Source organism: Xanthomonas campestris pv. phormiicola, assembly GCA_025666215.1.
Taxonomy (GTDB): Bacteria; Pseudomonadota; Gammaproteobacteria; order Xanthomonadales; family Xanthomonadaceae; genus Xanthomonas_A; species Xanthomonas_A campestris_A.
The window spans coordinates 4,504,821-4,526,526 of record CP102593.1; the positions used below are offsets into that span (position 1 = coordinate 4,504,821).

The window sequence follows — 21,706 nt, forward strand, 5'->3', positions numbered from 1 at the left end:
ATCCTTGGCCCAACGCCACGTCCAACGCGCGTCGACGCGCTGCGCTCTTGCGCAGGTCGCGACACGTCCTCGCGTTCGCTACGTAGCCATTCCTTCGGGCACCGCGGCCGCCGCGCGGGATGGCGTCGGCAACGCGCGGCGAAGCGTCCTGCGGCAGGTGGCGCGCACCTCGGTGATCGCGTCCGGTATGCGCGCCAGATGCGCTTCGCACGCACAGCATGCCGATCCCGATCCGGAAGCCGGCCTGCGCATCGAGCGAGCGACTGCGCAGCGTGCAGGCGCGGCGCAGTGGGCCGTGCCGCGTGTCGTCGATGTCGACGATGCGCATGCGGACCGCCGGAACATGCGCACGCGTGACTCATTTACGTTTCACCTGGCAGCTAACGACCGCCCTTGGCGAAAACGCGTCGTCCCTCAAACGCTCGCTCCAACCACGGGCGGTGAGTTGACGCCAACGCGCCCACGGCGGCCACGCGCCTGGCGGCATGCGTGCCCGTCGCGCCGCCCTGGTGGTTCAGCCCGGGGCTCCGCTGCCGATAACCGCCAGGGGAGTCGAGAGACGCGCTGCGAGGGGGCGGCGGGCATGACCAAAGGCAAGCGCCGCAGAAACCTGGCCCAGCGCGTGGCGCTGTACCTGTTCGTCACCGCCGCGTGGGCGGTGCTGGCCGGGTCGGAGTACTCGTCGCTGCGCGACGCCAGGAACACGGCGTTGCAGACCGCACGGACCAATGCGCTGAACCTGGCCAGTTCCCTCGCCCAGCACACCAGCGATTCGTTCGCCATCGCCGAGACGGTGCTGACCGGCGTCGTCGCCGGCATCGAGAGCGGCCACCTGGCGCCGGACACCCTGCGCGACTCCATGCGCGAAGAGGTCGACCGCTCCGACCGGGTGCATGTCATCGTCGTCTACGACGCGCACGGGCGCCCGGTGAACTCCTCGCTCCCTGCAGGCGCGAAGCACCGCAACGGTTCCGAACCGGCCTACTTCGCACACCATCGGCACCACGGCGACCGCCTGGCGCTGCTGAGCGGGCCGATCCGCAGCCCGGCCGATGGCGCCTGGATCGTCCCGCTGACCCGACGCATCGACAAGCCCGACGGCTCCTTCGCCGGCATCGTGCTGGTCGGCATCCCGATCGACTATTTCGCCCGCTTCCACCTCCTGTTCGACATCGGACACGACGGATCGATCGCGATCGTCGGCGACGACGGCACTGTCGTCTCCCGCTCCCCCGCAGACATCGGCCGAAGCGGCGGCAGCATCGCCGGCACGCCCTTCCATCGGACCATGCAGGCAGTGCGCCGCGGCTCCATCGCCGCCGTATCGCCCATCGACGGAGTGGAGCGGATCTCCGGATTCGCCCCTGTCCAGCGCTATCCGTTCTGGGTGCTGATCGGCGTGTCCACCGACGAAGTGCTTGCGCCCTGGCGCGCGGTGGCCGTGCGGCGCTCGTGCATCGCGGTGATCGCGTGCGCGCTGTTCATCGGCCTCGGCCTCTGGCTGGACCAGCAACTGCGGCGCATGCAGGCCAGCGAGACCAGGCTGAGCACGGAAGCCTGGAGCGACACGCTCACCGGCATCTACAACCGGCGCGGCTTCGACTACAAGTTGCGCGGCGCGCTGCAGCAGAGCGAAGCCCTGCCCTCCAGCATTTCGCTGCTGATGATCGATGTGGACCATTTCAAGCGCTACAACGACACCTACGGACACGTGAACGGCGACGCCTGCCTGCGACACGTGGGACAGGCCCTGGCCGCCTGCGCGCAGCGCCCGCACGACATCGCCGCGCGCTACGGCGGCGAGGAATTCGCGATCATCCTGCCGTTCACCGACACCGCGGGCGCGCAGACGCTGGCGCAGCAGGTGCGCACCGCGGTGCGCGACCTGGACCTGCCGCACGCGTCCAGCCCGACCGACGCGCGGGTGACGGTGAGCATCGGCGTGGCGAGCGTGCACATGGAGGATCAGCGCTGGACCGCCGCGGAACTGGTCGGCATGGCCGATGCCGCGCTGTACCGGGCGAAACAGGCGGGAAGAGACCGGATTTCCGTGTAGCGGGCAAAAAAAACCCCGCCGAAGCGGGGTCTTGCCGTGCCGCTGGACCGCCTCAGACGCTGGACATCACGCCGATGCTGAAGCCGGAGACCTGGCTGATCCGTCCCCGCCACAGACAACCGTTGACCGGAAACTCGCCGCCCGTCGCCACCACCCGCGCATCGGCGAGATGGACGAAGGTGGCCGGCTTCAGCTCGCTCTGCTCGTAGATGTCGCGATAGGGCTGGAAGCGCTCCTGCAGCGGCGCGACCAGCTCGTCGGGCGCCACCTCGGTGATCGACTCGGTCAGCCGCTGCATGAACTCCTTGCCGCCGATCAGCATGCCGGAGATGGTGCTGCCGCCCACCGTCAGCGTCAGCCCGATCTGCACGCCCAGGTTCGCGATCGCCACCAGATCCTGCAGCAGGTAGTCGGGGTGATGGGCCGCAGCCAGCAACGCATCCGTATCCAGCGCCGCGGTCGATTTCTCTTCGTGTTCTGACATGTGTGTCTCTCCCTTGAGTCGCCACAGCGATCCCATGGCGCCATGAGGGTATACAGATTCGTCGGCGCTCGCATGACGAGGCCCTGCCACCACGCCTGCGGCAGACTCAGCGCCCCATCGTGCCACTCGCCTGTGCGCTCCTTTGAACGGTGGGACACCGGCTGCGAGATGCCGGCTCCTCGCCTGGCGCCGGAGGATGGCCGGTGCACCCCCGCCAACCAAATCTGATCGCGATTCAGCCGATGGACGAGATGTCCAGCGGCCGCAGAACTCCTGCGGCCACTTTCGTTGCCACCAGGTCGTGCCATCAAGTCCCCTCCCCCAGCAGATCGCGCTGCGCTTGCGCGTACGAGAGGCAAGAAAGAGCGAGAGCGCATGGGAATGCCCTGCTGGGGCGATAACGTAGCGCCAGCACGCGCAAGAACAGCCTCGCGGATTGGACCTGCCAAGACGCAAGCCAGCGCCTCCCAGCTTGATCCAGTCACCTGTGAGGCGCTTCGCCATGCAGTACCGGCTGGCGCCGTGACAGGCCCAACACGACCTACTTGGGACCGATGGCACACCCTAGAGTGACCGCATGGGCAATCCTGGCGAGCGCATCCTGCTAATGGCGACGCTGGATCACCTCGCCGCTCCCCTCCGGTTCATCACCGCGCCGGCAGTCCAGGACTGCTCCACATGGCTCCGCCCCCATGGCCTCGAAGAGGACGCCATACGAACCGTCGGTCAACATGAGGGACACCGACCACCGACAGTGGCACGTCGAGGCGGCAAAAGACCTCTCCCACCCGCGGAATGCGGCCGGGCTAGGCATGGCAACTGCCGGGGCGATCCGGAACGGCCTCAGGCGGCCTCACCACTCGCGTCCAGCCTCTGCAGCATCAGCGTTGCCTGCTCCCTGACGAAGCGACTCGGATCGCCAGAAGCGCGCCTCCAAACACGATCCGCATGCGCTCCCTCAAGCTGTGCCATGGCCCGATACGCCTCGAAGCGGGAACGCGCATCGACGTGCCGACGGGCGATGGCATGCATGATCTCCGTCGTCTCGCCGTCGCCCATATATGCGGCAGCGCGGCAGATCATGGGAAGCGACGTACGATTGATCAAACTGCGGATACGGGAGCTCTTCGTATCGAACATGAACTGGTTGATGTGGGACGTCTCGCGGTAGTCGTTGGACACGATATTCAGCGAGATCGAGAACGACTCCGGGTACAACTGCTCGTGAACATCCACGCTCTTGCGATAGAAGATCATGCTGTGCTGAGCAAGGCTCGCCGTGCAGCTGTAGCGCAAGTCCACCGCCTCGCCCGGGTAGCCGGCCACGGACGCGTTTTCGTATTCGAAGAAATTGCTTCCATAGCCTGGCCCATAGTAGCCAACGGTGAGGAAGTCGAAATTGTGGTCGTGGGGAAGACCGTAGAAGAACGCTTCCGGACCACTCGCACGCACGGCGGCATCGCGCGCCGAAGGCCAGAAGTTGGCCCGCATGATGAAGTCCTTGCCGCTCCCGAGGAACAACACCTGAGACGAATAGCGATTCCCAGACTGCAGGCCATACGCATCCTTGAGTTCGTCGTTGATGAGGTCGGTCAGGAAGTGCCGGTTGTTTGAAAGGCCCGCCAGCAGATGCGATTTATCCAGGATCTCGTCCCGACCAAGCGTCGGACACGACTTCAACTCGCCGAGCACGTCATCGAGGTCGAGCGCGACGGATTCTGGGGTTTCGAGAAAGATAGGCATATGCGTATGTTCCGCTCAGGAAAAGAACCGATTCATAGTGGACTGCGCGGCGTCGCGCACCTCGCCGTGCGCATCACCAAGGGCCCTTTCGACATACTCACGGGCACGGCGGGCATCGATACGGAGCAGATGCCTTGTGGCATTCCAGCGCACGTAGTGGTCGCGGTGATCTGTGAGCCGGGCAACGGAATCGAACGACTCGGCCTGGCGGAATTCCGCGAGCGTGTACGTGAAAAGCTCAAGACGCGATGCGGTCGGATCGGTGCTGATATAGCCGCACAGGCCGAGGCTTTCGGAATCGAACATCGGCATGGTCGCACGCGTCACGGGCCCGGTGACGTCCATCGTTATGAGCACGTCCTGCGTATCGAACGACACGGCATGGGTGCACGCGGGCACGAGCACCGACGTGCCGGAAACGAGAGGCGTCTGGCCGCAGGCGACTAGCACCGGATCCGCCGCCGTTTCCTGCACGCGGTGGTGGTTGAGGACCGCGCGGGTGCCTTGGAGTACGTGGATGAACGTATTGGATGCATAAGGCTGCAGGCGGAAGGTTCGCGGCGCACCCGCCTCGACGCGCGCTTCGTCCATGGACGGATCACGGATGACGATACTGATGGAGAAGAGCGGCGTCACCACGAATGGCCAGATCTGGACGCTACCGGCGAGGATGAAGTTGCCAAGCTGGAAATCTTCGTCTTCGCTCATCCGGCGAAGCGCGCCATTCACTGCGTACTGGGCGAGCCCGCTCTTCACGATTTTTTCGAAGAAGGCCGACTCACCTGCGAAGTCGATTGCCTCGCCGGTCGATACGCGGGCTTCGATTTCCGCCATCGCAGGGTGATCCCGAACAAATTCTTCGACAATGATCAAAGTCGTTCCTCCAGGAAGAGCGTGCAACTCAAGTTTCCACGCACGCCCTCCCATGTACATACCTAGCGCATCTAGGTGAGAACTCTTCACCTAGTCACGCTACGGATAGATCGCCGCAACGTTTGATGGAACGATGCCATTGTGGAACCGCAGTGACGAAACGCAAGCAAACCCTTTCATTCAACGAAGGACGACCATGCAAATCTCGATCGACGAATACGACATCCCCTCGCTTCGCAACGAAGTGGCACTGGTAGGCTCAAACATGTCCGATGGCCTGCAATCGCTGGAAGCGGTCAGCGGCGTTGGCATCGGTGTTGGCCTTGGGGTCGGCCTTGCCATCGGCATCGCCATCCTGCTCTGAGAAAGAAACATCCCCACCGCCACAGCGGTGGGGATGTCCAGCAAGCCCCTTATCCGTCGAAGGAAATTCGCGCCGCCATGTTCGGCACGATGCGCGGATCTTTCCGCAGGGATAGCCGCACGCGTATCGTGGCCCTGCTTCGATCGGCAGACGGAATGACAGCGAGCACCGAGGACGCAATGGTCCAATTCGGATAGGCATCCAGCCTCACCCTGGCCTTGCTTCCGATCCTGACGCGGTCGATGAACGACTCATTGATGTCCGCATCGATCTCCAGCGAATCCATGTCGACCATCGTGACCACACTGGTGCGCGTACTGCTGCCGTTCGAGCCCTGTGGCGAGATGATGTCGCCCACCTGCGCATCCTGGCTGATAACGATCCCAGAGAACGGTGCACGGACTTCGGCGAATCCTAACTGGACGCGTGCCTGCTCTGCCTTTGCCTGGTCGGCGCGCACTACCATCTCGTCAGCATGTTGGGTCGCCACCGCCTCGTTGGCTGTCGCCACGAGGCTGTCGTACTGCGACGCGGAGACGACCCTGGTCTTCAGCAGCGGGGTGTAGCGTTCGACGTTCTTTGCAGCCAGTTCGCTGGCATAGCGATCCTGGACGACCTTTGCGCGATCCGAACCCACCGCAGCGACGACCGCATCGAGCGATGCCCGATAGTCATCCGATGCCAGGCGCGCGATGAGCTGTCCCTGTTGCACGTGCTGGCCCTCTTCGACCAGCAGCTGCGCAAGCTGTGCGGTGATCTGAGCCGACACAGCCGATTGCCGTCGTGCAGTGACGAAACCACTAGCCTCCAGCGACGAAGTTACCGGCACCGGCCTGGGTTCCAAGGCATGGATGACCGGCGCCGCGCCGGAATGCGCCACAGTCACGGCCTGCGCCGTCTTCTGCGCAGAGGCCGATCGCTGGCCCAGCGCGTAGCAACCAACGCCAACCGTGATCGCCAGGCAGGCCGCACCCAGTGCCGGCCGCAACCAGCCACGATGGCGAGAGGCATCACCTTCCAGCGCGGCCGGGCGGCTGATGCTTTCGAGACGGCGACGCCTTTCCTGATCGATCATGATGCTTGTCATCGTGTCCCCGCAATCGTAAGTCCATCCACGCGAATGGTCGGCTGTCCAACGCTGACAGTGAGTGTCTGTCCGCGCTTCACGCATCGCCCGATGCCTGGATCCATGGCCAGGTCGTTTCCGACCATGCTGATGTCCTGCAGGAACTGATGGACGTTGCCCGCGACGGAGAACCGCTTCAGCGGCGCCCCGAGTCGGCCTTGGCTGATCAGATACGCTTCCACCACTTCGAAGACGAAGCGGCCAGTCACGGGGTGCACCTGTCCGCCACCCAGAGTCCTCGCGTAGACACCATTGGCTACGCTGCCGATGATCTCGTCCGGGTGATGTTCGCCAGCGGCCAGATACGTATTCGTCATGCGCGGCATGGGGCGATGCGCGTACGACTGGCGACGTGCATTCCCGGTGGGGCATACGCCGTCGATCGCGGCGGTGCGGGAGTCGTGGAGCAAGCCGCCGAGGATGCCTTGCTCGAGCAGCAGAACCTTGCTGGAAGGCCGGCCTTCATCGTCTATCCTGCCGCTCCCCCACAGCCCGGCCAGCGTACCGTCGTCAATGACCGTGACACACGCGGATGCCACGCGCTGGCCGCGTTTGCCGGCGAATACCGACGTCCCCGCCTGCATTGGATCGGCCTCGAGGCAGTGCCCGACCGTTTCGTGCAGCAGCATGCCGTTCCATCCCGGCGCGAACACCAAGGGCATGGTGCCTTCAGGCGCGGGCTGGGCCGTCAGCTCCGCGACCGCCATGCGCAAGGCCGTATCGATGGCGTCGTGCATGTACCCACCGCTGGCCAGCCGGGTGTAGGTGACGCGCCCGCCCGCGCCGGAACTGGCTCGTCCGATATGCCCCCTGCGCTCCACCGCCAACTGGCAGCGGAACTGGGCCTGCGGTCGCTGGTCGACGGCATGCAGCCCCGTGGTATCCGTAACGAGAATGTCTTCCCACGCGCCGCCGAGGCTCAGGGCCATGTCGGTGATCGCCAGACCGGTCTTTCGCGCATACCCGTCCAGGTCGTTGAGGATATGTACGCGCTCTTGCATTCCCAGCTCGCCGCGGTTGGCGCGCGAGGCGACGCCTTCGAAGGGCTTGCCCGGGCTCGGCAATGTTCGGTCGCCGTGCGCCACGATGCGGCATGCAGCATCGACATCACGGCTGGCGAGGGAGTTCGTGGAAGCGAAGCGCGAGCCCGCCCTACGATGCTCCGAGCGCACGCCCACACCCGACCCGGCCGTATGCCGTCCACCGGTGATGCGACCCTGCTCCATCGTGACCTCCTCACGCCAACCCTGCTGGAAAAAGAGTTCACCGCGGTCGGTACCGGAGTCGATCATGCCGAGCCATCGGTCAAGGTATCCGGACGTGATGCCCAGCCGATCCATCATGGAGGCTGCGCCGCTCTGTAGTTGGCTCACGCGTTGGTCACCCGGTGCTGCCGCACGTCTCCCACCCAGCGAAAGGCGCTCCATATCAGCCCCCCCCACCACACGATAGTCAAACAAAAGGCGCCGATGCTTGCAGTAGCCGCCACGGCTTGCTCCTGGATGCCGCCCAGGCCCTCGATGCCGGTCCATGCGGTTGCCGAAGGGCCGCCCGTCACGACCAACATCACCAGCGCGGCGACCAGAACCAGGCCGCGAAGCGTGAGCGAGGCGGGCGTAAACCATGACCGGTATCCAAGCGTTGAAATGACATGGTTGGCGATCAGCGCCCCGATGAAGAAGTGTGCGACGGGCAGAAGCCGCGTGACCGATGCCTGATCGAACAGGGGAATGATGTGCAAGCCATTGTGGATATAGGGCAGCCCGAGCCAACTCTGGTCGATATCCGCAAGAAACACCAGGGCGGTGGCGATGGCCACGCGCACGGCGTTGCGCGTTTGCGAGGCACTCCCTGTACGCCTCGTCCGCAGTTTCGTCCGGAGCACCAGGTCCGTCGGGATGGCACTCGCATAGCCGTGGCGTTCCAACAGCGTGAACGCAATGGTGGTGATCAGGAACGATGACGAAAGCCCCATCCATGTGGCGCGGATGGCCGCCGAAAGGTCCGGACCGCCATGCCTCAGGAAGCCGGCGCAAGCGGCAACGATCACCAAAAGCCACTGCGCCCCAATGACCTTTTGATAGATCGGATACATGAGCGGGCCGATCATCGATCGTCCGGGGCCACGCAATGCGGCAACGACAGCCTCGGGGGATTGCCGACGAGAGATCACCGCCGCCATCGCAGCTTCGCGTGGCGTGTCCGAGTGGTGGGCCAGGTAGTCGTCGAGCTCGTCCTCCAGCTCGGATCGGCATTCTGCCTGGACGTCATTAGCGACATCGTCAGGTAGAAGGGCGGCGAGCTCGGCAACGTAGTGATCGAAAGGATTCATGGGTTCGCTCCGTTGAGCAGGAATCACGCGTAACGCAAACCAGCGATAAGGTTGCGGTTGGAAGACAGGATCGCCGGCACGGCACTGCCCACGATGCCCAGCGCCACGGCGATACGCATGCTGGCGAGCACCGCCGACGGATCAAGGCTGAAGACGAAGGCGATCTGCGTCAGGCCTGCACCTGCGGTGCTGAAGACACGCCCCGACATGGCCATCCATACCAGGCCCATGGAGACCAGGCCGCCGATCGAGGCGATCAGGGCTCCCTCGATACAGAAGGCGATGGTGACGCAGCGACTGGAGAATCCGATCGCCCTCAGCGTAGACATTTCGCGGATCCGCTCTTCGACCACCGTGAACATCGTATTTAGTAAAGCGAATAGCGCCCCCAGCCCCAGCAGCCCGGCGATGGCCGTCGAGAGCCCGCCGATCACCTGAGTGAAGACCCGCGACTGCGACGAATAGAAATCGCTCGTGGTATCCACCGCCACGCCGAGGCGGGGATTCGCCTTGACCCAGACACCGAGCCTGGCCAGGCCGTCGGGGCTATCCAGCCGTACGACGACATCCTGGTAGTCGTAGCGTCCGAACGTGGCGGCGAGCGTCGCGCTGTCGCCCCAGAGCTCGGTATCGTGCGCATCGCCCGCCTTGCGCACACCCACGATGCGCCAAGGTTCGGTATTCAACATCACTGTGGCGCCGAGCAGACGACCGCCGAACTGTTTGGCCAGGTTCGCGCCAGCGATCAGTTCGTGCGCGCCGGCCGTGAACGAGCGTCCATCGATGAGCTTTCCTTTGCTGTACACCTTGCTCGCGAGCGGTGATACACCGCGGACATGTAGGTTGTGGCCCTGCGCGTCTTCCGCCGTGACCGCCAGTTCGGTGGATGCCAGCGCCGCGCCCGAGGCGGTGCGCGCCACTCCATCGGCGCTGAGCACCGCGGCAATGGCCTCGCGCGACAGCGACGAATCCGCCTCGCTGCGCGCCCCCTGCTTGAGGATGATGGCGGTTTCCGTATCGCCGGTGGACTGCATGACCTCGTCCAAGCCGTGGCCCACCGACATCAGCCCGGCGTAGGTGGCGCACACAGCCCCCACGCCGACCATAATCACGAGGGCGGAGCCCGGCCGCTGCGAGAGCGATGCCAGTGCGGACTTCACCAGGAGCAGCGTGCGGCGGCCGGCGGAAGTGAGCAGCAGGGCAGTGACAACGGCTAACGCGACTGCGAGCAAGCGAACGTCGGCAAGCATCACGGCAATCGCCGCCAGCACCGCGAGTGCGATCTGCAGGGAAGAAGAAAAGATGCGCATAGGATCGACCTCACGATGCCTGTTTGAGTGCCGCGGCCATCTCCAGGCGTGCTGCCTGTACGGCGCCGAAAGATCCAGCCAGCACAGCAAGCGCGATCGATCCGCACGCCACGAGCGCGAACGTACCGAGATCCAGGCCGGGGTCAGGCACATTCGGCACGTGGCGCGCGCGAAGATGGGCAAGCAGCGCATAGACCAGCGCGGAGCCGCCGATCACGCCACACAGCACCTGGCAGACGCTTTCGTAGATCACCATGCGTGCGACCATTCCGCGGGTGTATCCCATAGCGCGGAGAGTCGCGTGCTCCAGAGAGCGGCGCCGCACGGCGTGGGCTAGCGATGTTGCGGTGACGATGACCAGCGTGAAGATCGCGGCAAGTACGACGAGTCGCATGGCGCTGCTCAAGTCGCCCATCTGCGTGAACAGAGACAGCAGCAATGCCTGGGCGGTCTGCGTGCGCGTGGGGTGGTCGGAGTTGGCGGTGATCCCGTCGATCGCATGGGCGACGTCATCGGCGGAGGCGCCCGCTGCCAGCTTGACCTTGTAAAGCGCGACGGTATCTCCCTGTCTCGCGGCAGACGCGTTCATGTAGTCCCAGCGCACCACGGCGATGCTGTCCAGCTTGGCGCGGTCCGCGGTGAGCCCGTGATACACGCCAAGCACTTCGAACAGCTGTGTATCGTTGCCGTCCTTGTTGAGGAAGCCCCCCACGTGCAACGGCACCTGCTGCCCTGCCGACCAGTGATTGCGTTGCGCCAGTTGTGCGCCTACCAGCATTCCATCCCGCCGGACCGAAAACGCCTTCAGCTGCTCCTCGGAAAGCGAAAGGTCCTTGAAAGCATCGGTGGGAAGACCCACGGCAGCCACGAGGAGTTGATTGGTGGGCTGCTGGTAGACGGCCAGGTAGCCAGTCTGGTAATAGACCTCGCTCACGCCGGGCACTTCCGCCAGGCGCGTGCGCAGCGAAATCGGCAACGCCGCCTGGCTGGAATACCGCGAGGTCACCACCAGCATGTCGGCACCCGACGATCCGACCGCCGGATGGAAGGCCTGGTAAAGCAAGCCCAGCAGGCCCAGAAGCACGAAGACGGTTGCCACGGTGGCAATCGTCAGGAAGCCGCGCAGGCGATTGCGAAACGGCTTTGCATAAGTGAGATACATGGAGATCATGATTCAGGCCACTCGCAGCAGAGGCTCACTGACTGCACCCTTGTCCAGGACCACGGTACGGTCCGCATAGGCCGCGGCCTTGGGATCGTGCGTGACCATGACGAGGGTCACGCCATTGACCCCTTTGAGCTCTGCGAGAAGCGCGAGCACATCGTCGGCCGCTTCGCGATCCAGGTTGCCGGTAGGCTCGTCGCAGATGAGGAGCGCCGGCCCAGCGACGATCGCCCGCGCAATCGCGACACGCTGCTGCTGTCCGCCGGAGAGCTGGCGCGGCTTGTGGCTGCTGCGATCCGCCAGGCCTACTAGGTCCAGCGCGGTCCGCGAGCGGCGTTCGCGCTCGCCGGCAGACAGGCGGCCAAGCATCAGCGGCACCTCCACGTTGGCCAGCGCGCTGAGCGAAGGCAGCAGGTTGTACGACTGGAACACGAAGCCCACGTGCGATGCGCGCCACCGACCCAGGGCGGCATCGGATAGCGTCTCAAGCGGCTGTTCGCGAAACCGGATGCTGCCTGACGTAGGACTGTCGATGCCGCCGATGAGATTGAGCAGGGTGGTCTTGCCGGAGCCCGACGGTCCCATCAGCGCAAGGAACTCGCCCTCCTTCACCACCAGGTTGATGTCATCCAGCACCCGGATGGCGGCGTCCGCCTTTCCGTAGATTTTGCTCACCCGTGAGAGTTCGATCAGTGTCGTCATCCCGATACCTCCTGAAAGTCGTGGTTCGTGACCGGCTCGGCCGGCGCAAGGACATCCCTCGTCCCCGGACTCATCCTTCGGCTTACTTCGCCCACGACGTCCGCAAGCCGGTGGAACTGCTCGAACATGGTGGTGGCGTACGACTCGCCATCCGACGTGATGACGTAAAACTTGCGCATGCGGTCGCCACGCGTATCCCATCGACCCAGGAGATATCCGCCACTTTCCAGGCGCCGAAGCAGCGGATACAGCGTGCCCTCCTTGATCGTTACACCAAGCGTCTCCAGCGAGCGCCTGACTGCGTAGCCATGGTTTTCGCTTTTCAGCAGAAGAAGCACCAGAATGATGAGCACCCCTCGGCGCATTTCGCTGGCGTCTCGCTGAATGGATGCATCGTTCATCCCGATTCCTTGTCGACTCAGTAGCCGCTTACCAGCCCACGCTTGCGCGCCGCCCTGACCGCTCGGTCCAGCGCCCAATACCCCAACAGGAACCATGCAACGCCATTGGCGGCACATACGGCGTACTCGCTTGCCGTGGGCGTGACGGGATGGGAAAGCAGCTCTCCCAGGAGGTGCGCGGATGGGTTGATGGGGACCACATCGGCCAATACGCCGAACGCACCGTCGCGGCCCTGCAGGGGCGCCGCTACCAGGGCCAGCATGATGAATTGCCCGAGGCTGAGCAGCGACTGGATGCGCTTGATGACCATGGCATATCCTGCCACCAGCAAGCCCAGGCCGACCGATGCCAGGATGACGCAGAACAGCGGAAGGACGGCGTAAGGCGTGTAATTCAACCGTACACCGGTGAACAGGCAGATGACACCGAGCACCAGCGTTATGAGCAGAAGATGATGTACCAGCCCACTGAAGGTACGGACGACGACGAAGCTTGCGAATCGCGTTGGCGCAAGGAAGATCTGTTCGAGGATGCCAGTCCGGGCATCATCGGCGATCTGGGCTCCGGGCCCTGAGAAAAGCCCCGTTGTCGTCAGCCATACGACATACGTCGCGACGGTAACGGCGAGGCGTTGTTCGTTGACCTCTGCGCCCCCCGCAAGATACTTCGAGCCGAAAAAAATACCCATGAAGAAAAAAGTGAAAACGATGGCGCCGAGGATGGACTCGATTGGATAGCGCCTTACCGTGATCATGTTTTTGCGGACTTCCGCATATGCGATCCGGGCGAGCATGGTCAATCCCTCACGGCGTGCAGAAAGGTCGAGGTCAGATCGCCCGCTTCGCGGGTCAGGGCGCCTATGGCTAACGGACGCATGACATCGAGGACGTCGTAGAGCTTTTCTTCCGGGAACGTCAGCGCACCTTCGCCCACCATCACGCCGAGCGCGCACAGCAGTTGCATGCGTCCCTGGTCGACACCCTCCACGCCCAGGGAATAGAGATTCGTGGCACCCCGCGACAAAAACGTCTTGATGTCTTCGGTGATCTTGATATGCCCTGCCTGCAGAATCGCCACGTGGTCGGAGAGCATCTCCACCGTGTCCATCTGGTGCGAGGTAAGGATGATCGCCGTGCCTGCTTCCTTCATTTCCTTCAGGTAGGCAACGATGCTCAGAACGTTCTCCAAATCCACGCCAAGTGTCGGCTCGTCCAGCAGCAGCACCTGCGGCTGGTTGATCACCGACACGGCAAGGGCGAGGCGCTGCTGCATGCCTCGCGACAGGTTGCCCGCCAAGGTGTTCGAGCGCTTGTCCAGGCCAATGGTCGCGAGCAGCTCGGCGATTCGCCGCCGGCTTTGCTTCGGCCCCAACCCTTGCAGCGCTGCGAAGTACTCGAGGTTTTCCCGGGCGGAGAGACGCCAGTAGAGATTGCGGCTGCCTTCGAGTACGGCGCCGAGGCGGCAATGCCGTGCCAGGCGATGCGAGAGCCGGACGCCGTCCAGTTGCATGTAGCCCGCATCGGGCTCGATCAGGCCGCAGATCACCTTGATCAGTGTGCTTTTCCCGGCCCCGTTGAGCCCCAGGACAGCGACGACGCTTCCGGCGCGCACGTCCAGATCCACATCCGTCAATGCAGAAACGGGCGTGGCTCCGGTGCCACGTTCGTATCTCTTGCTAATGCCTCTGATCGCCAAACATTGCATACGACCCCCGCGACGTTCGTCCAGCTGCCCTTGCGTGGCTGGGCGCCGGCTAAACGGCGCCGACACCGTGTCTATGTGTATTAATAGACAGATACACCAGGGTTGTCAACGGGTTTTTTTCGATTTTTTCGGGATCAGATGGAGCGCCGGCTGCTCTCTGGCAAAAACACATGGGGACGGCGCTGGAAGCCGATCGACCCGCGGAATCCCAGCCACAACATGACCAGGCCAAGCAGTACCCACCCCGCCAACGGCACCGCAAGGTAGGCCGTGGTTACAGCGCCGGCAGCATGGGACAGGACGACGGGAAGCAGGCAGACGTTGGTCAACGCCAGGAAGACGAGCATCAACGTCATCATGGCCCAGTCGGGCAGCCGCCGGCCCCCGAGCGTGGCGAGCACGGAGCCCGCCATGAGGACCGAACACCCCGGTATGACGACCGATATCAGAACGAGCAGCACGCTCGGCAGGGGCACAAGCCAGGCGGTCAGCCATACCGATGCGAGGATCGCCGCATGCAGTACGAGCGGCCCGGCCAGACAGGCGCGTAATACCTTCCGTCGCGCGGCTTCCGGCGTGCCCAGGCCGGGCAGCAGCGCCAGCAGCGCCAGCTCCGCATTCTGTTTCCGCCACCGTTGCTGCACGACTTTCAGCACGCCGAACGTGCTTGCCATGGTGAGCACGAGCGCGGTGTAACAAACGGCGAACGCGATGTTGGAGGGTGACAGGAGCGTGGGAAGGTCGAACCCGGAAGCCGCCTTGATCAGCAGCGCCATCAGCAACACCAGGCCCGCGAGCGCAAGCCACCGACGCGCATGGCCTGCTGGCGTCCTTGGCAGGTACAACCCGCCCAGTGCAACGCGCAAAGCGCGAGACACGGACGTCGGGCCCGTCTTCTTCAAGCTGATGCCTCCGGTCGACCAACCGCGCATTGCCTTGATCCCTCGGGCCGCGCTTTCATCGCGCCGCGCACCGCCTCCGCCTGGCTGCCGCTGTAGCTGGAAGACAAGCGTACCGCGCATCGAGCCAGCGGCGGCGCCGTCGCTGCGCGACACTGCGCGCCAGCGAAGCATGCAGCAGGCGCAAAGAACCAGCAGGGCGACAAATGAGACGGCCTCGGTCTGCATCGCGGTAAGGGCATGCGAGCGCAAGTACCCGGAAAGTGCCGCGCCGATGAGCGGTATGAAGCCCACCACAGCGGCCACATAGCCAGGCAACAGCGCCACGGCAAGCCCACCTGCCATGAAGAGCAGGAGCGTAATGGCGGTGGCAAGCAAGGACGCATGCGCCTCGATGCCAAGTGCCATGGCTGGCGCCAGCCCGCACAGCGCGTAGAACGCGAGGTTGGCAGGGATCAGGTAGACGTTGCCAGGCAGGACGAGCTGGAGATGGTCACGGGCGAGCAGGACAAAACGCGACAGGACCAGGGCCCATAACGCGCCCAGGGCGCCCCCGTAATAGAGCACGAACAGCGACCACCGCCCCCGCGGTCCGGGGGCGGCAGCGACCGAGGCGCCATGGACGAGGCACGCGGCAATCAAGAGCAACAGGCCGAGCCGAATGACGCGAGGCGTGGCTTGCCAGGGGATCATCAGAGAGGGGCGCATCGTCATCCCGCGATCTCGACAAACAGATCCTCGAGCGCCAGGGTTTCGATACGCACACCCGCCATGTCCGCGCTGATCGGCCAATGGCCCGCCGCATCGCGCTCGATCACGAGACTGAGACTACCGTCGTCGAGCTCGCGGCGGCTCAGCGCACCGGCGGGCGCGGCATGCAAGGCTGGCTGCGACAGCACGGCGCGCGCGTACTGCTCCTTGGTTTCATCAACACCGCAGTTGAGCAGTATCCGCCCTTCGTGCAGGAAGGCGACCTCATAAGCGACACGCTCGAGATCCGACACAATGTGCGTGGAGAACAGAACCGTCGTTTCGAATTCCGCCGCCCTCAGTGCGATTTCCCGCAGCAGCTGGCGCCGTGCCACCGGATCGAGTGCAGCGGCGGGTTCATCCAGCACGAGCAGGTCGGGCTGCGACGCCAGCGCGCGGATCAGGTCCACGCGCTGGCGCTCGCCGGGCGAGAACTTGCCAAGCGCGCGGCCTGACGGAATGTCCCATTGTCGCAGCATCTTCCGGACGAATGCCGCGTCCCATCGGGGATAGAACGCGCCCACGTAATTCAGCATCTGCTCGGCGGTCAGCCACGCTAGGGCCTCGGGCTGTTGAGGGACATATCCGATGCGGGCCTTGGTGGCATCGGACAGCCTGAGCGCTGGCTCGCCGTAGACGCGCACCGATCCACTTGCGGGTTCAAGCAGGCCAAGCATCGCGCGAATCAGCGTCGATTTCCCTGCGCCGTTGCGGCCGATCAAACCCATGACGGAGCCACGCTGCAAGACAAGATCCAAGCCGCTCAGCACGCGCGACCGCTCATAGCCATGCGTCAGCCCCCGTATCGCAAGCGGAACGTCGGCAGTTTCCATGTCTATAAATCCCGTGGCATTCATTGGATTTCCCTCATCTACGCACCGGTGCCGGCGTCACCGATCTTGCCCCATCAATTTGCCGAGGCGCTGCAATACCGGCGCCGTCGGCAGTTCCAGTTCCTTCGACTGACGGGCCACGTCGATCAGCAGTTCTTCGATCAGGGCCATACGCTGGGCCTGCGACAACGTTTTTTCGTGAGCCGCCGCGACCGCCATCCCCTTGCCGCGAAGCCGTTCCAGCAGCCCCTCCGCTTCGGCCATGCCATACGCCCGCGAGACCGTCATTGGGTTGATGGCATGAAACCCCGCCACGTCGCGCACCGACGGAAGTAATTGCCCAGGCACGAGCTGTCCTCCTGCAATCAGGCGGCGCAGCTGTTCCACGATCTGCCGATAGATGGGCTCGGCTGACGTTGGCTGGATGGAGAAGACCGAGGCGTTCATGTGTATTATGACAACAATACACAAACGAACTGTCAAGCGCGGCTGCAGCTGCCTTTTCCGCGGCGAAGACGGCTGATGTGTCGCAGGCAACCTCCAGCGTGCGATGAACGTATCGCGTCCTGGCGTCCGTTTCATCGGAACGGGTTCAAGTTGCCTCCTGCCGCTTTTCTGGGGATCGTGCGCAGCAGTGGCCGCAGGCGTGCCACGCCTGCCCGCTGACACGTTCTCGCCCAACCAAGTAGCCATTCCTTCGAGCGTAGCTGTAGCCTGTTCCAGCCCCCCAGGATGGCGTAGGCAGCGCGCGGCGAGAAGCCGTGGGGCAAGTCCACCCGCACCTTTGTGATGGCGGCTGGCTTACGCGCCAGCATCTCTTCGATGACCAGCGCGGCAGTCGGCGCGTAGCCAACCCGCTAAGCCGTGCCGTTGAAGTGCCTACGCGGGGTGCAGTGCGTCGAGATCGCCCTTCTGCGTGCGCTCCAACACCGCGTAGTACGCGCTGCGTTCGCGCTGGATCTGCGCCGACAGACTGTAGAAGCGTTGCGGGCTGCCATCGGCGCGCACCAGCAGCAGATCGCCCACGGCACGCGCAATGCGGCCGTTGCCGTCGTCGAACGGATGCAGGGTCACGAACCACAGGTGGCCGAGACCGGCCTTGAGCAGCGCCGGCGCGTCCCGGCTGTCGTTGAGCCAGCGCAGGAACACGGCCATCTCGCTATCGAGTCGCGCCGCCGGCGGGGCCTGGTAGTGGACGCGCTGGCGCCCCACCGGACCGGACACCACCTGCATCGGCCCATTGGCATCGTCGCGCCAGGCGGCCACCTTGCGCCGGCTCAGGCCGGAATAACCGGTGGGAAACAGCGCGGCGTGCCAGCCGAACAGCCGTTCGGCGGTGAGCGGCTGCACGGCATTGGCGTTGGCGTCCAGCACCATGTCCACCACGCCTTCCACGTGCCGATCGACGGGCGCCAGCGCCGCCACCTCCACGCCCAGCCGGCGCGCCACGGACGAACGCACCGAAGCCACGTTCAACACCTCGCCCTCGATGGCGCTGGTCTTGACCACGTCCTCGGTCAGCGCCGCTAGGCTGTAGCGCCAGGTCGGCCAGTCCTTGCGTTGCCAGAGGCAGGGCGTTTCACCGCGCATGATGCGGCGATTATGGGAGCGATTCGCCGCAGCACAATCGCCGCACTTTTTGCGGTGATTGGGGCCGCCAATCGCCGCACAGCATCCGCATTGCCCGCAGGGGACGGCGATGTACGCCGTGCGAGGAGGCGACTCCGTCAAAGGGGACGGCGTGTAGTGACGGCGCGGCCAGCGCCGCGCCGTCTCCACCCATTGAGCGATTCGGCACCAGCCGGCCACCCCAGCAACGCCACCGCCAGAACCGAGCGGCTACGGTGCCCCGCTGGACCTGCGTCGCGTCTTCGCCACAGGCGGCGGCGCCACCGGCACGGCCGTGATCAGCAGGGCGCCATTGGCCATCGTGATGCGTACCTTGCCGCCCACCGCGAAGCCCAGGCCTTCCAGCCACAGGCCATGCAAGCGCAGGCTGGGCACCTGCCGCCCGACCCGCATGCCATTGCGGTCCACATCGTAGTAGCGATAGCCGATGGTACATTGCGTGGGCCGGCGCGGGATCGAGCGCCTGGGCGCGGTGACCTTGTCGGCATCGGGGCACACAGGCGGCGCCGACGCGCCAGGTAATGGTTCAGCGGCAATCACGTCTAAGGGATCGGGCGATTCGAGCTTGAGCCAGCAGGGCGGCGCCTTGACGGCGCGGCGATGGGATTTGGTCTTTGGGCGAGCGGCAACACTACCGGACATGACGTCCTCCATTTGAGTGGGAGTCGCCAAGTGATTTCGAGAGACCAAACCCGGCTGCGGAATTTGCCGCGGCAAGTAAATAATTACTCGATCAAAATAAGCTGTCAACGCTTGAAGCAGGACGCCTGTAGACATCTGCAGAACATCCTGCCAGTACGAAATAAATCAACCTGACACAGATATCTCGATGCAGAAAGCCCCGCTCCGCAGGGCGCTACGTATACCTACTTCCGGAATCGATCAAACAAAACCACATTGGAAGTGGAGTCCGCAATAGTAGAAGACGACACATCCGTTAGCTCCCGCCGTTTGATTGCCAACTCCACGATGTCAGCCTTCTTTCCGGACAGATACCCGATCGGCAGTCCGAACATGCTTTCCACATCGCGGGCCGAGATGCCCAGCATGTCAGCTAAGCCGTCAGCTCGGATCACGCCTTCGTTGATCAGCAGCTCCATGGTGCGCCTGAGTAGTCGTGGCTCCTCCGGAGTACGCTCATCGTCCAGCGGCTCGCGCTTATTGCCCCACTTTGCCGAACGGTGCTTGATGAGACGCAGGTAATCTTCCTCCGAGATGACACCCAGCGCGCGCAGCCGCATGATCATGGCCGCTACGGAAACACCCCAACGCTGCTTGAGGAAGACCAATGCCTGTAGCGAAACAGGGGTGGACACTTCAGCCACGAATCCGCGTGCTGGCAACAGGAAGGCGCCGGCAAAACGGTGCGCCTGCTGCTCCATGAGCTTGTGGCTTGCAGCGTCGCCTGGAGCCTCGATATGGCGATGCAAAACAAGATGACCAAGCTCATGCGCAGCGTCGAACCGACTACGGAACGCATTGCCCTTGTCAGCACAAAGCAGGACGAACGGCCGGCCCGATGTGCTCCAAGCGGAAAGTCCTTCAATGCGTGCAATACCGGTTTCCTCCAGCGCCACCACAGCACCCGCATTCTCCAAAAGCAATAACGTGTCGCCGACAGGTCCCTCCCCCAAGTTCCACAACTTGCGGCAAGCGTCAGCCGCCTCTTCAACCACGCTGTCCGTGATCTGGGCCAGACGCCTTAGGTCAAAGCTGGGCAAGTTGACGGCAGGGTAGTCGACGAACTCTTCAAGCTGTGAGGACGCTTCCTCCAGCCATTCCATACGGGCACCAAGCAAGCCGCGCTCCTGTTTGAGCTGAGCGATGCTGCCGCGGTAATTGGGCTTGGAGGTGGTATTGCGCAAGGGCCGCGTCAGCCATTCGGGCGCAACGCGTAGTTCAGACGCCATGGCCTCTAGCATGGTGGGGCTAGGTGCCTGACTGCCCGTACGCCATCGGCTGATGGTGGTATTGGTTACCCCAATGCGGGCCGCCAGCTCTGTTGCAGAGAAACCACGAACCGATAAGGCTTGGCTCAGCCTGTCCGGCACAAAGTTCCCCACAGAGCGAGTATTTGTGCGCTGGTTCATGCGAGCGGGTCTGGCTGTCCGTCTTCGTTGTCGGTTTTATCGAGCAACTTCTTGACGTTGTTTTTGAGTGTCGGCTTGACGCGATCCTCAACATCCTGACGCTTCTGATAGCGCTGAACGAACTGATGGAGATCCTCCCGAAAGACAGGATTGCGCAAGTCCATGCTTTCGTCAGTGACGACAATATGGATTGCGTAATGATCTCCCGCGCCTGCTCCTTCCGTCACAACAAAAGCGGTCATCTCCACCGGTTCCGTGACCGATAGCTCACCCTCAAACAGATCCGGGTTTATGAGCTTCTTGGCCTGCGCGTTCGGCTCACACAACTTGACCTTGGTCTTGCTACGCCGAGCGTTATCCCACTTTACTTGTCCCATGTGGACGCGCGCCAGAGTTACCACTCCCACCTTACCGAAGACGATCGCGTTTCCACGAAGCGGCTTGTGGAGAATGCCTGCCTCGTCCAATGCGTGGCCCATGGCTTCGTTCAGCAGCAGATGCCGTGCGAAACCCGAAGCTGTCGATCGGTGCCCGCCCTCAAACCGCAAGCTCAGTGCTTGGGCATCGGCCAGTGCCTGTGGCACCAGACGCTCCAAAGTGAGCCAGAAGCCACGAGGAATGTCTGACGACAATTTACTACCAATGATTTCGTGACCACTGACGTTCAAGGCAACTCTCCTTTGTCGTGGAAGCGAATTTATATCATTTTTTTTGTCGCCGCAACCAACCCAACATGTCCCCTATTCAGCGGGCTTGGCGTGAGCCTTGGAAAGCCTCCCCTCTAAGGCTAGACCTCTAAATGCACAATGATCCCCGCCGCCGCAGGCTTGCATGTGCCTGCATATGTGGCCGTCAACGCGATCCTCTAAGCCCACAGGCCGTCACGGCGACAGCTCCCATGCATTGACGATGGGAACTCCCGTGGACTCGAAATCAGAGACATTGCGCGTGACCACCGCCATGCCATGCACCAGCGCCGTCGCCGCGATAAGCGCGTCGCGCGCCCCCCCCTTGTCGGGTACGTGCAGCCGAGCGCAGCGTTGCGCCACAGATTCGCATCCGGCCCTGCCGGGCCGCACCTTGCGCAACTCCGCCAGCACGCTGGTGTCGAGCACGTACATCACGAGAGATCAGCCGGCCGGACTCCGATCGTCCGCCCGGCGGCTCGAACTCGATCTCCGCAACGCTCGGCATCGCCAGTGCGTACCAGGATTCGAACCTGGAACCAAAGGATTGTGATACAT

General features: G+C 63.6%; 22 protein-coding genes and 1 pseudogene. 2 read left to right on the forward strand and 21 right to left on the reverse strand.

Annotated elements, in window-relative coordinates:
- Positions 1–211 precede the first annotated feature (211 nt).
- Positions 212–328 (reverse strand): annotated as a pseudogene (locus NRY95_18950) (ParD-like family protein).
- 255 nt (positions 329–583) lie between these two features.
- On the opposite strand from NRY95_18950, the gene NRY95_18955 reads away from it, so the two are divergent.
- Positions 584–2,056 carry a sensor domain-containing diguanylate cyclase gene (locus NRY95_18955; protein UYC18640.1) on the forward strand — a complete coding sequence of 491 codons (1,473 nt, stop codon included), beginning with the start codon at positions 584–586 and terminating at the stop codon, positions 2,054–2,056.
- Positions 2,057–2,108: 52 nt separating this feature from the next.
- Here the strand turns inward: NRY95_18955 and NRY95_18960 are convergent, their stop codons facing one another.
- The 3 genes from NRY95_18960 to NRY95_18970 all read right to left on the reverse strand — a co-directional run bounded on the left by NRY95_18960 (position 2,109) and on the right by NRY95_18970 (position 5,156).
- Positions 2,109–2,540, reverse strand: a complete 432-nt coding sequence (locus NRY95_18960; GenBank protein UYC15747.1) for a gas vesicle protein — start codon at positions 2,538–2,540, stop codon at positions 2,109–2,111.
- 843 nt (positions 2,541–3,383) lie between these two features.
- Positions 3,384–4,283: a transposase gene (locus tag NRY95_18965; GenBank protein UYC15748.1), complete on the reverse strand. Its 900-nt coding sequence runs from the start codon at positions 4,281–4,283 to the stop codon at positions 3,384–3,386.
- 15 nt (positions 4,284–4,298) lie between these two features.
- Positions 4,299–5,156 carry a HEAT repeat domain-containing protein gene (locus NRY95_18970; protein ID UYC15749.1) on the reverse strand — a complete coding sequence of 286 codons (858 nt, stop codon included), beginning with the start codon at positions 5,154–5,156 and terminating at the stop codon, positions 4,299–4,301.
- A gap of 196 nt (positions 5,157–5,352) precedes the next feature.
- Between NRY95_18970 and NRY95_18975 the strand changes: the two genes are divergently transcribed.
- The gene (locus NRY95_18975; protein ID UYC15750.1) at positions 5,353–5,520 is read left to right on the forward strand and encodes a hypothetical protein; all 168 of its coding nucleotides are present in this window, start codon (positions 5,353–5,355) and stop codon (positions 5,518–5,520) included.
- A 49-nt stretch (positions 5,521–5,569) separates the two neighbouring features.
- Here NRY95_18975 and NRY95_18980 read toward each other — a convergent pair whose 3' ends face one another.
- The 17 genes from NRY95_18980 to NRY95_19060 all read right to left on the reverse strand — a co-directional run bounded on the left by NRY95_18980 (position 5,570) and on the right by NRY95_19060 (position 21,583).
- Positions 5,570–6,595, reverse strand: coding sequence for an efflux RND transporter periplasmic adaptor subunit (locus NRY95_18980; GenBank protein UYC15751.1), 1,026 nt, complete (start codon positions 6,593–6,595; stop codon positions 5,570–5,572).
- A gap of 8 nt (positions 6,596–6,603) precedes the next feature.
- Positions 6,604–8,019, reverse strand: coding sequence for a metallopeptidase TldD-related protein (locus NRY95_18985; GenBank protein UYC15752.1), 1,416 nt, complete (start codon positions 8,017–8,019; stop codon positions 6,604–6,606).
- Positions 8,016–8,978 (reverse strand): hypothetical protein, encoded by a 963-nt coding sequence (locus tag NRY95_18990; GenBank protein ID UYC15753.1) that lies wholly within the window; start codon positions 8,976–8,978, stop codon positions 8,016–8,018. The genes NRY95_18985 and NRY95_18990 overlap by 4 nt, the downstream gene beginning before the upstream one ends.
- 23 nt (positions 8,979–9,001) lie before the next feature.
- Positions 9,002–10,288 carry an ABC transporter permease gene (locus NRY95_18995; GenBank protein UYC15754.1) on the reverse strand — a complete coding sequence of 429 codons (1,287 nt, stop codon included), beginning with the start codon at positions 10,286–10,288 and terminating at the stop codon, positions 9,002–9,004.
- Positions 10,289–10,298: 10 nt separating this feature from the next.
- Entirely contained in the window at positions 10,299–11,459 is a 1,161-nt protein-coding gene (locus NRY95_19000; protein UYC15755.1) for an FtsX-like permease family protein, read from the reverse strand.
- A gap of 3 nt (positions 11,460–11,462) precedes the next feature.
- Positions 11,463–12,155, reverse strand: a complete 693-nt coding sequence (locus NRY95_19005; GenBank protein ID UYC15756.1) for an ABC transporter ATP-binding protein — start codon at positions 12,153–12,155, stop codon at positions 11,463–11,465.
- The gene (locus NRY95_19010; protein ID UYC15757.1) at positions 12,152–12,556 is read right to left on the reverse strand and encodes a PadR family transcriptional regulator; all 405 of its coding nucleotides are present in this window, start codon (positions 12,554–12,556) and stop codon (positions 12,152–12,154) included. The genes NRY95_19005 and NRY95_19010 overlap by 4 nt, the downstream gene beginning before the upstream one ends.
- 17 nt (positions 12,557–12,573) lie before the next feature.
- Positions 12,574–13,350, reverse strand: a complete 777-nt coding sequence (locus NRY95_19015) for an ABC transporter permease (protein UYC15758.1) — start codon at positions 13,348–13,350, stop codon at positions 12,574–12,576.
- Between the two features lie 2 nt (positions 13,351–13,352).
- Entirely contained in the window at positions 13,353–14,180 is an 828-nt protein-coding gene (locus tag NRY95_19020) for an ABC transporter ATP-binding protein (protein ID UYC15759.1), read from the reverse strand.
- Positions 14,181–14,395: 215 nt separating this feature from the next.
- A complete protein-coding gene (locus NRY95_19025) occupies positions 14,396–15,874 on the reverse strand; it encodes a hypothetical protein (protein UYC15760.1) in 1,479 nt (492 codons plus the stop codon).
- Positions 15,871–16,743 carry an ABC transporter ATP-binding protein gene (locus NRY95_19030; protein ID UYC15761.1) on the reverse strand — a complete coding sequence of 291 codons (873 nt, stop codon included), beginning with the start codon at positions 16,741–16,743 and terminating at the stop codon, positions 15,871–15,873. Before NRY95_19030 ends, NRY95_19025 begins: the two co-directional genes overlap by 4 nt.
- A 57-nt stretch (positions 16,744–16,800) precedes the next feature.
- Entirely contained in the window at positions 16,801–17,190 is a 390-nt protein-coding gene (locus NRY95_19035; GenBank protein ID UYC15762.1) for a GntR family transcriptional regulator, read from the reverse strand.
- 432 nt (positions 17,191–17,622) lie between these two features.
- Entirely contained in the window at positions 17,623–18,333 is a 711-nt protein-coding gene (locus NRY95_19040; protein UYC15763.1) for a DUF4172 domain-containing protein, read from the reverse strand.
- A gap of 249 nt (positions 18,334–18,582) precedes the next feature.
- Positions 18,583–19,149 (reverse strand): type I toxin-antitoxin system SymE family toxin, encoded by a 567-nt coding sequence (locus NRY95_19045; GenBank protein ID UYC15764.1) that lies wholly within the window; start codon positions 19,147–19,149, stop codon positions 18,583–18,585.
- Between the two features lie 89 nt (positions 19,150–19,238).
- Positions 19,239–20,462: an ImmA/IrrE family metallo-endopeptidase gene (locus NRY95_19050; GenBank protein UYC15765.1), complete on the reverse strand. Its 1,224-nt coding sequence runs from the start codon at positions 20,460–20,462 to the stop codon at positions 19,239–19,241.
- Positions 20,459–21,130, reverse strand: coding sequence for a hypothetical protein (locus tag NRY95_19055; GenBank protein UYC15766.1), 672 nt, complete (start codon positions 21,128–21,130; stop codon positions 20,459–20,461). The genes NRY95_19050 and NRY95_19055 overlap by 4 nt, the downstream gene beginning before the upstream one ends.
- Before the next feature lie 213 nt (positions 21,131–21,343).
- Positions 21,344–21,583, reverse strand: a complete 240-nt coding sequence (locus NRY95_19060; GenBank protein UYC15767.1) for a hypothetical protein — start codon at positions 21,581–21,583, stop codon at positions 21,344–21,346.
- Positions 21,584–21,706: the final 123 nt, after the last annotated feature.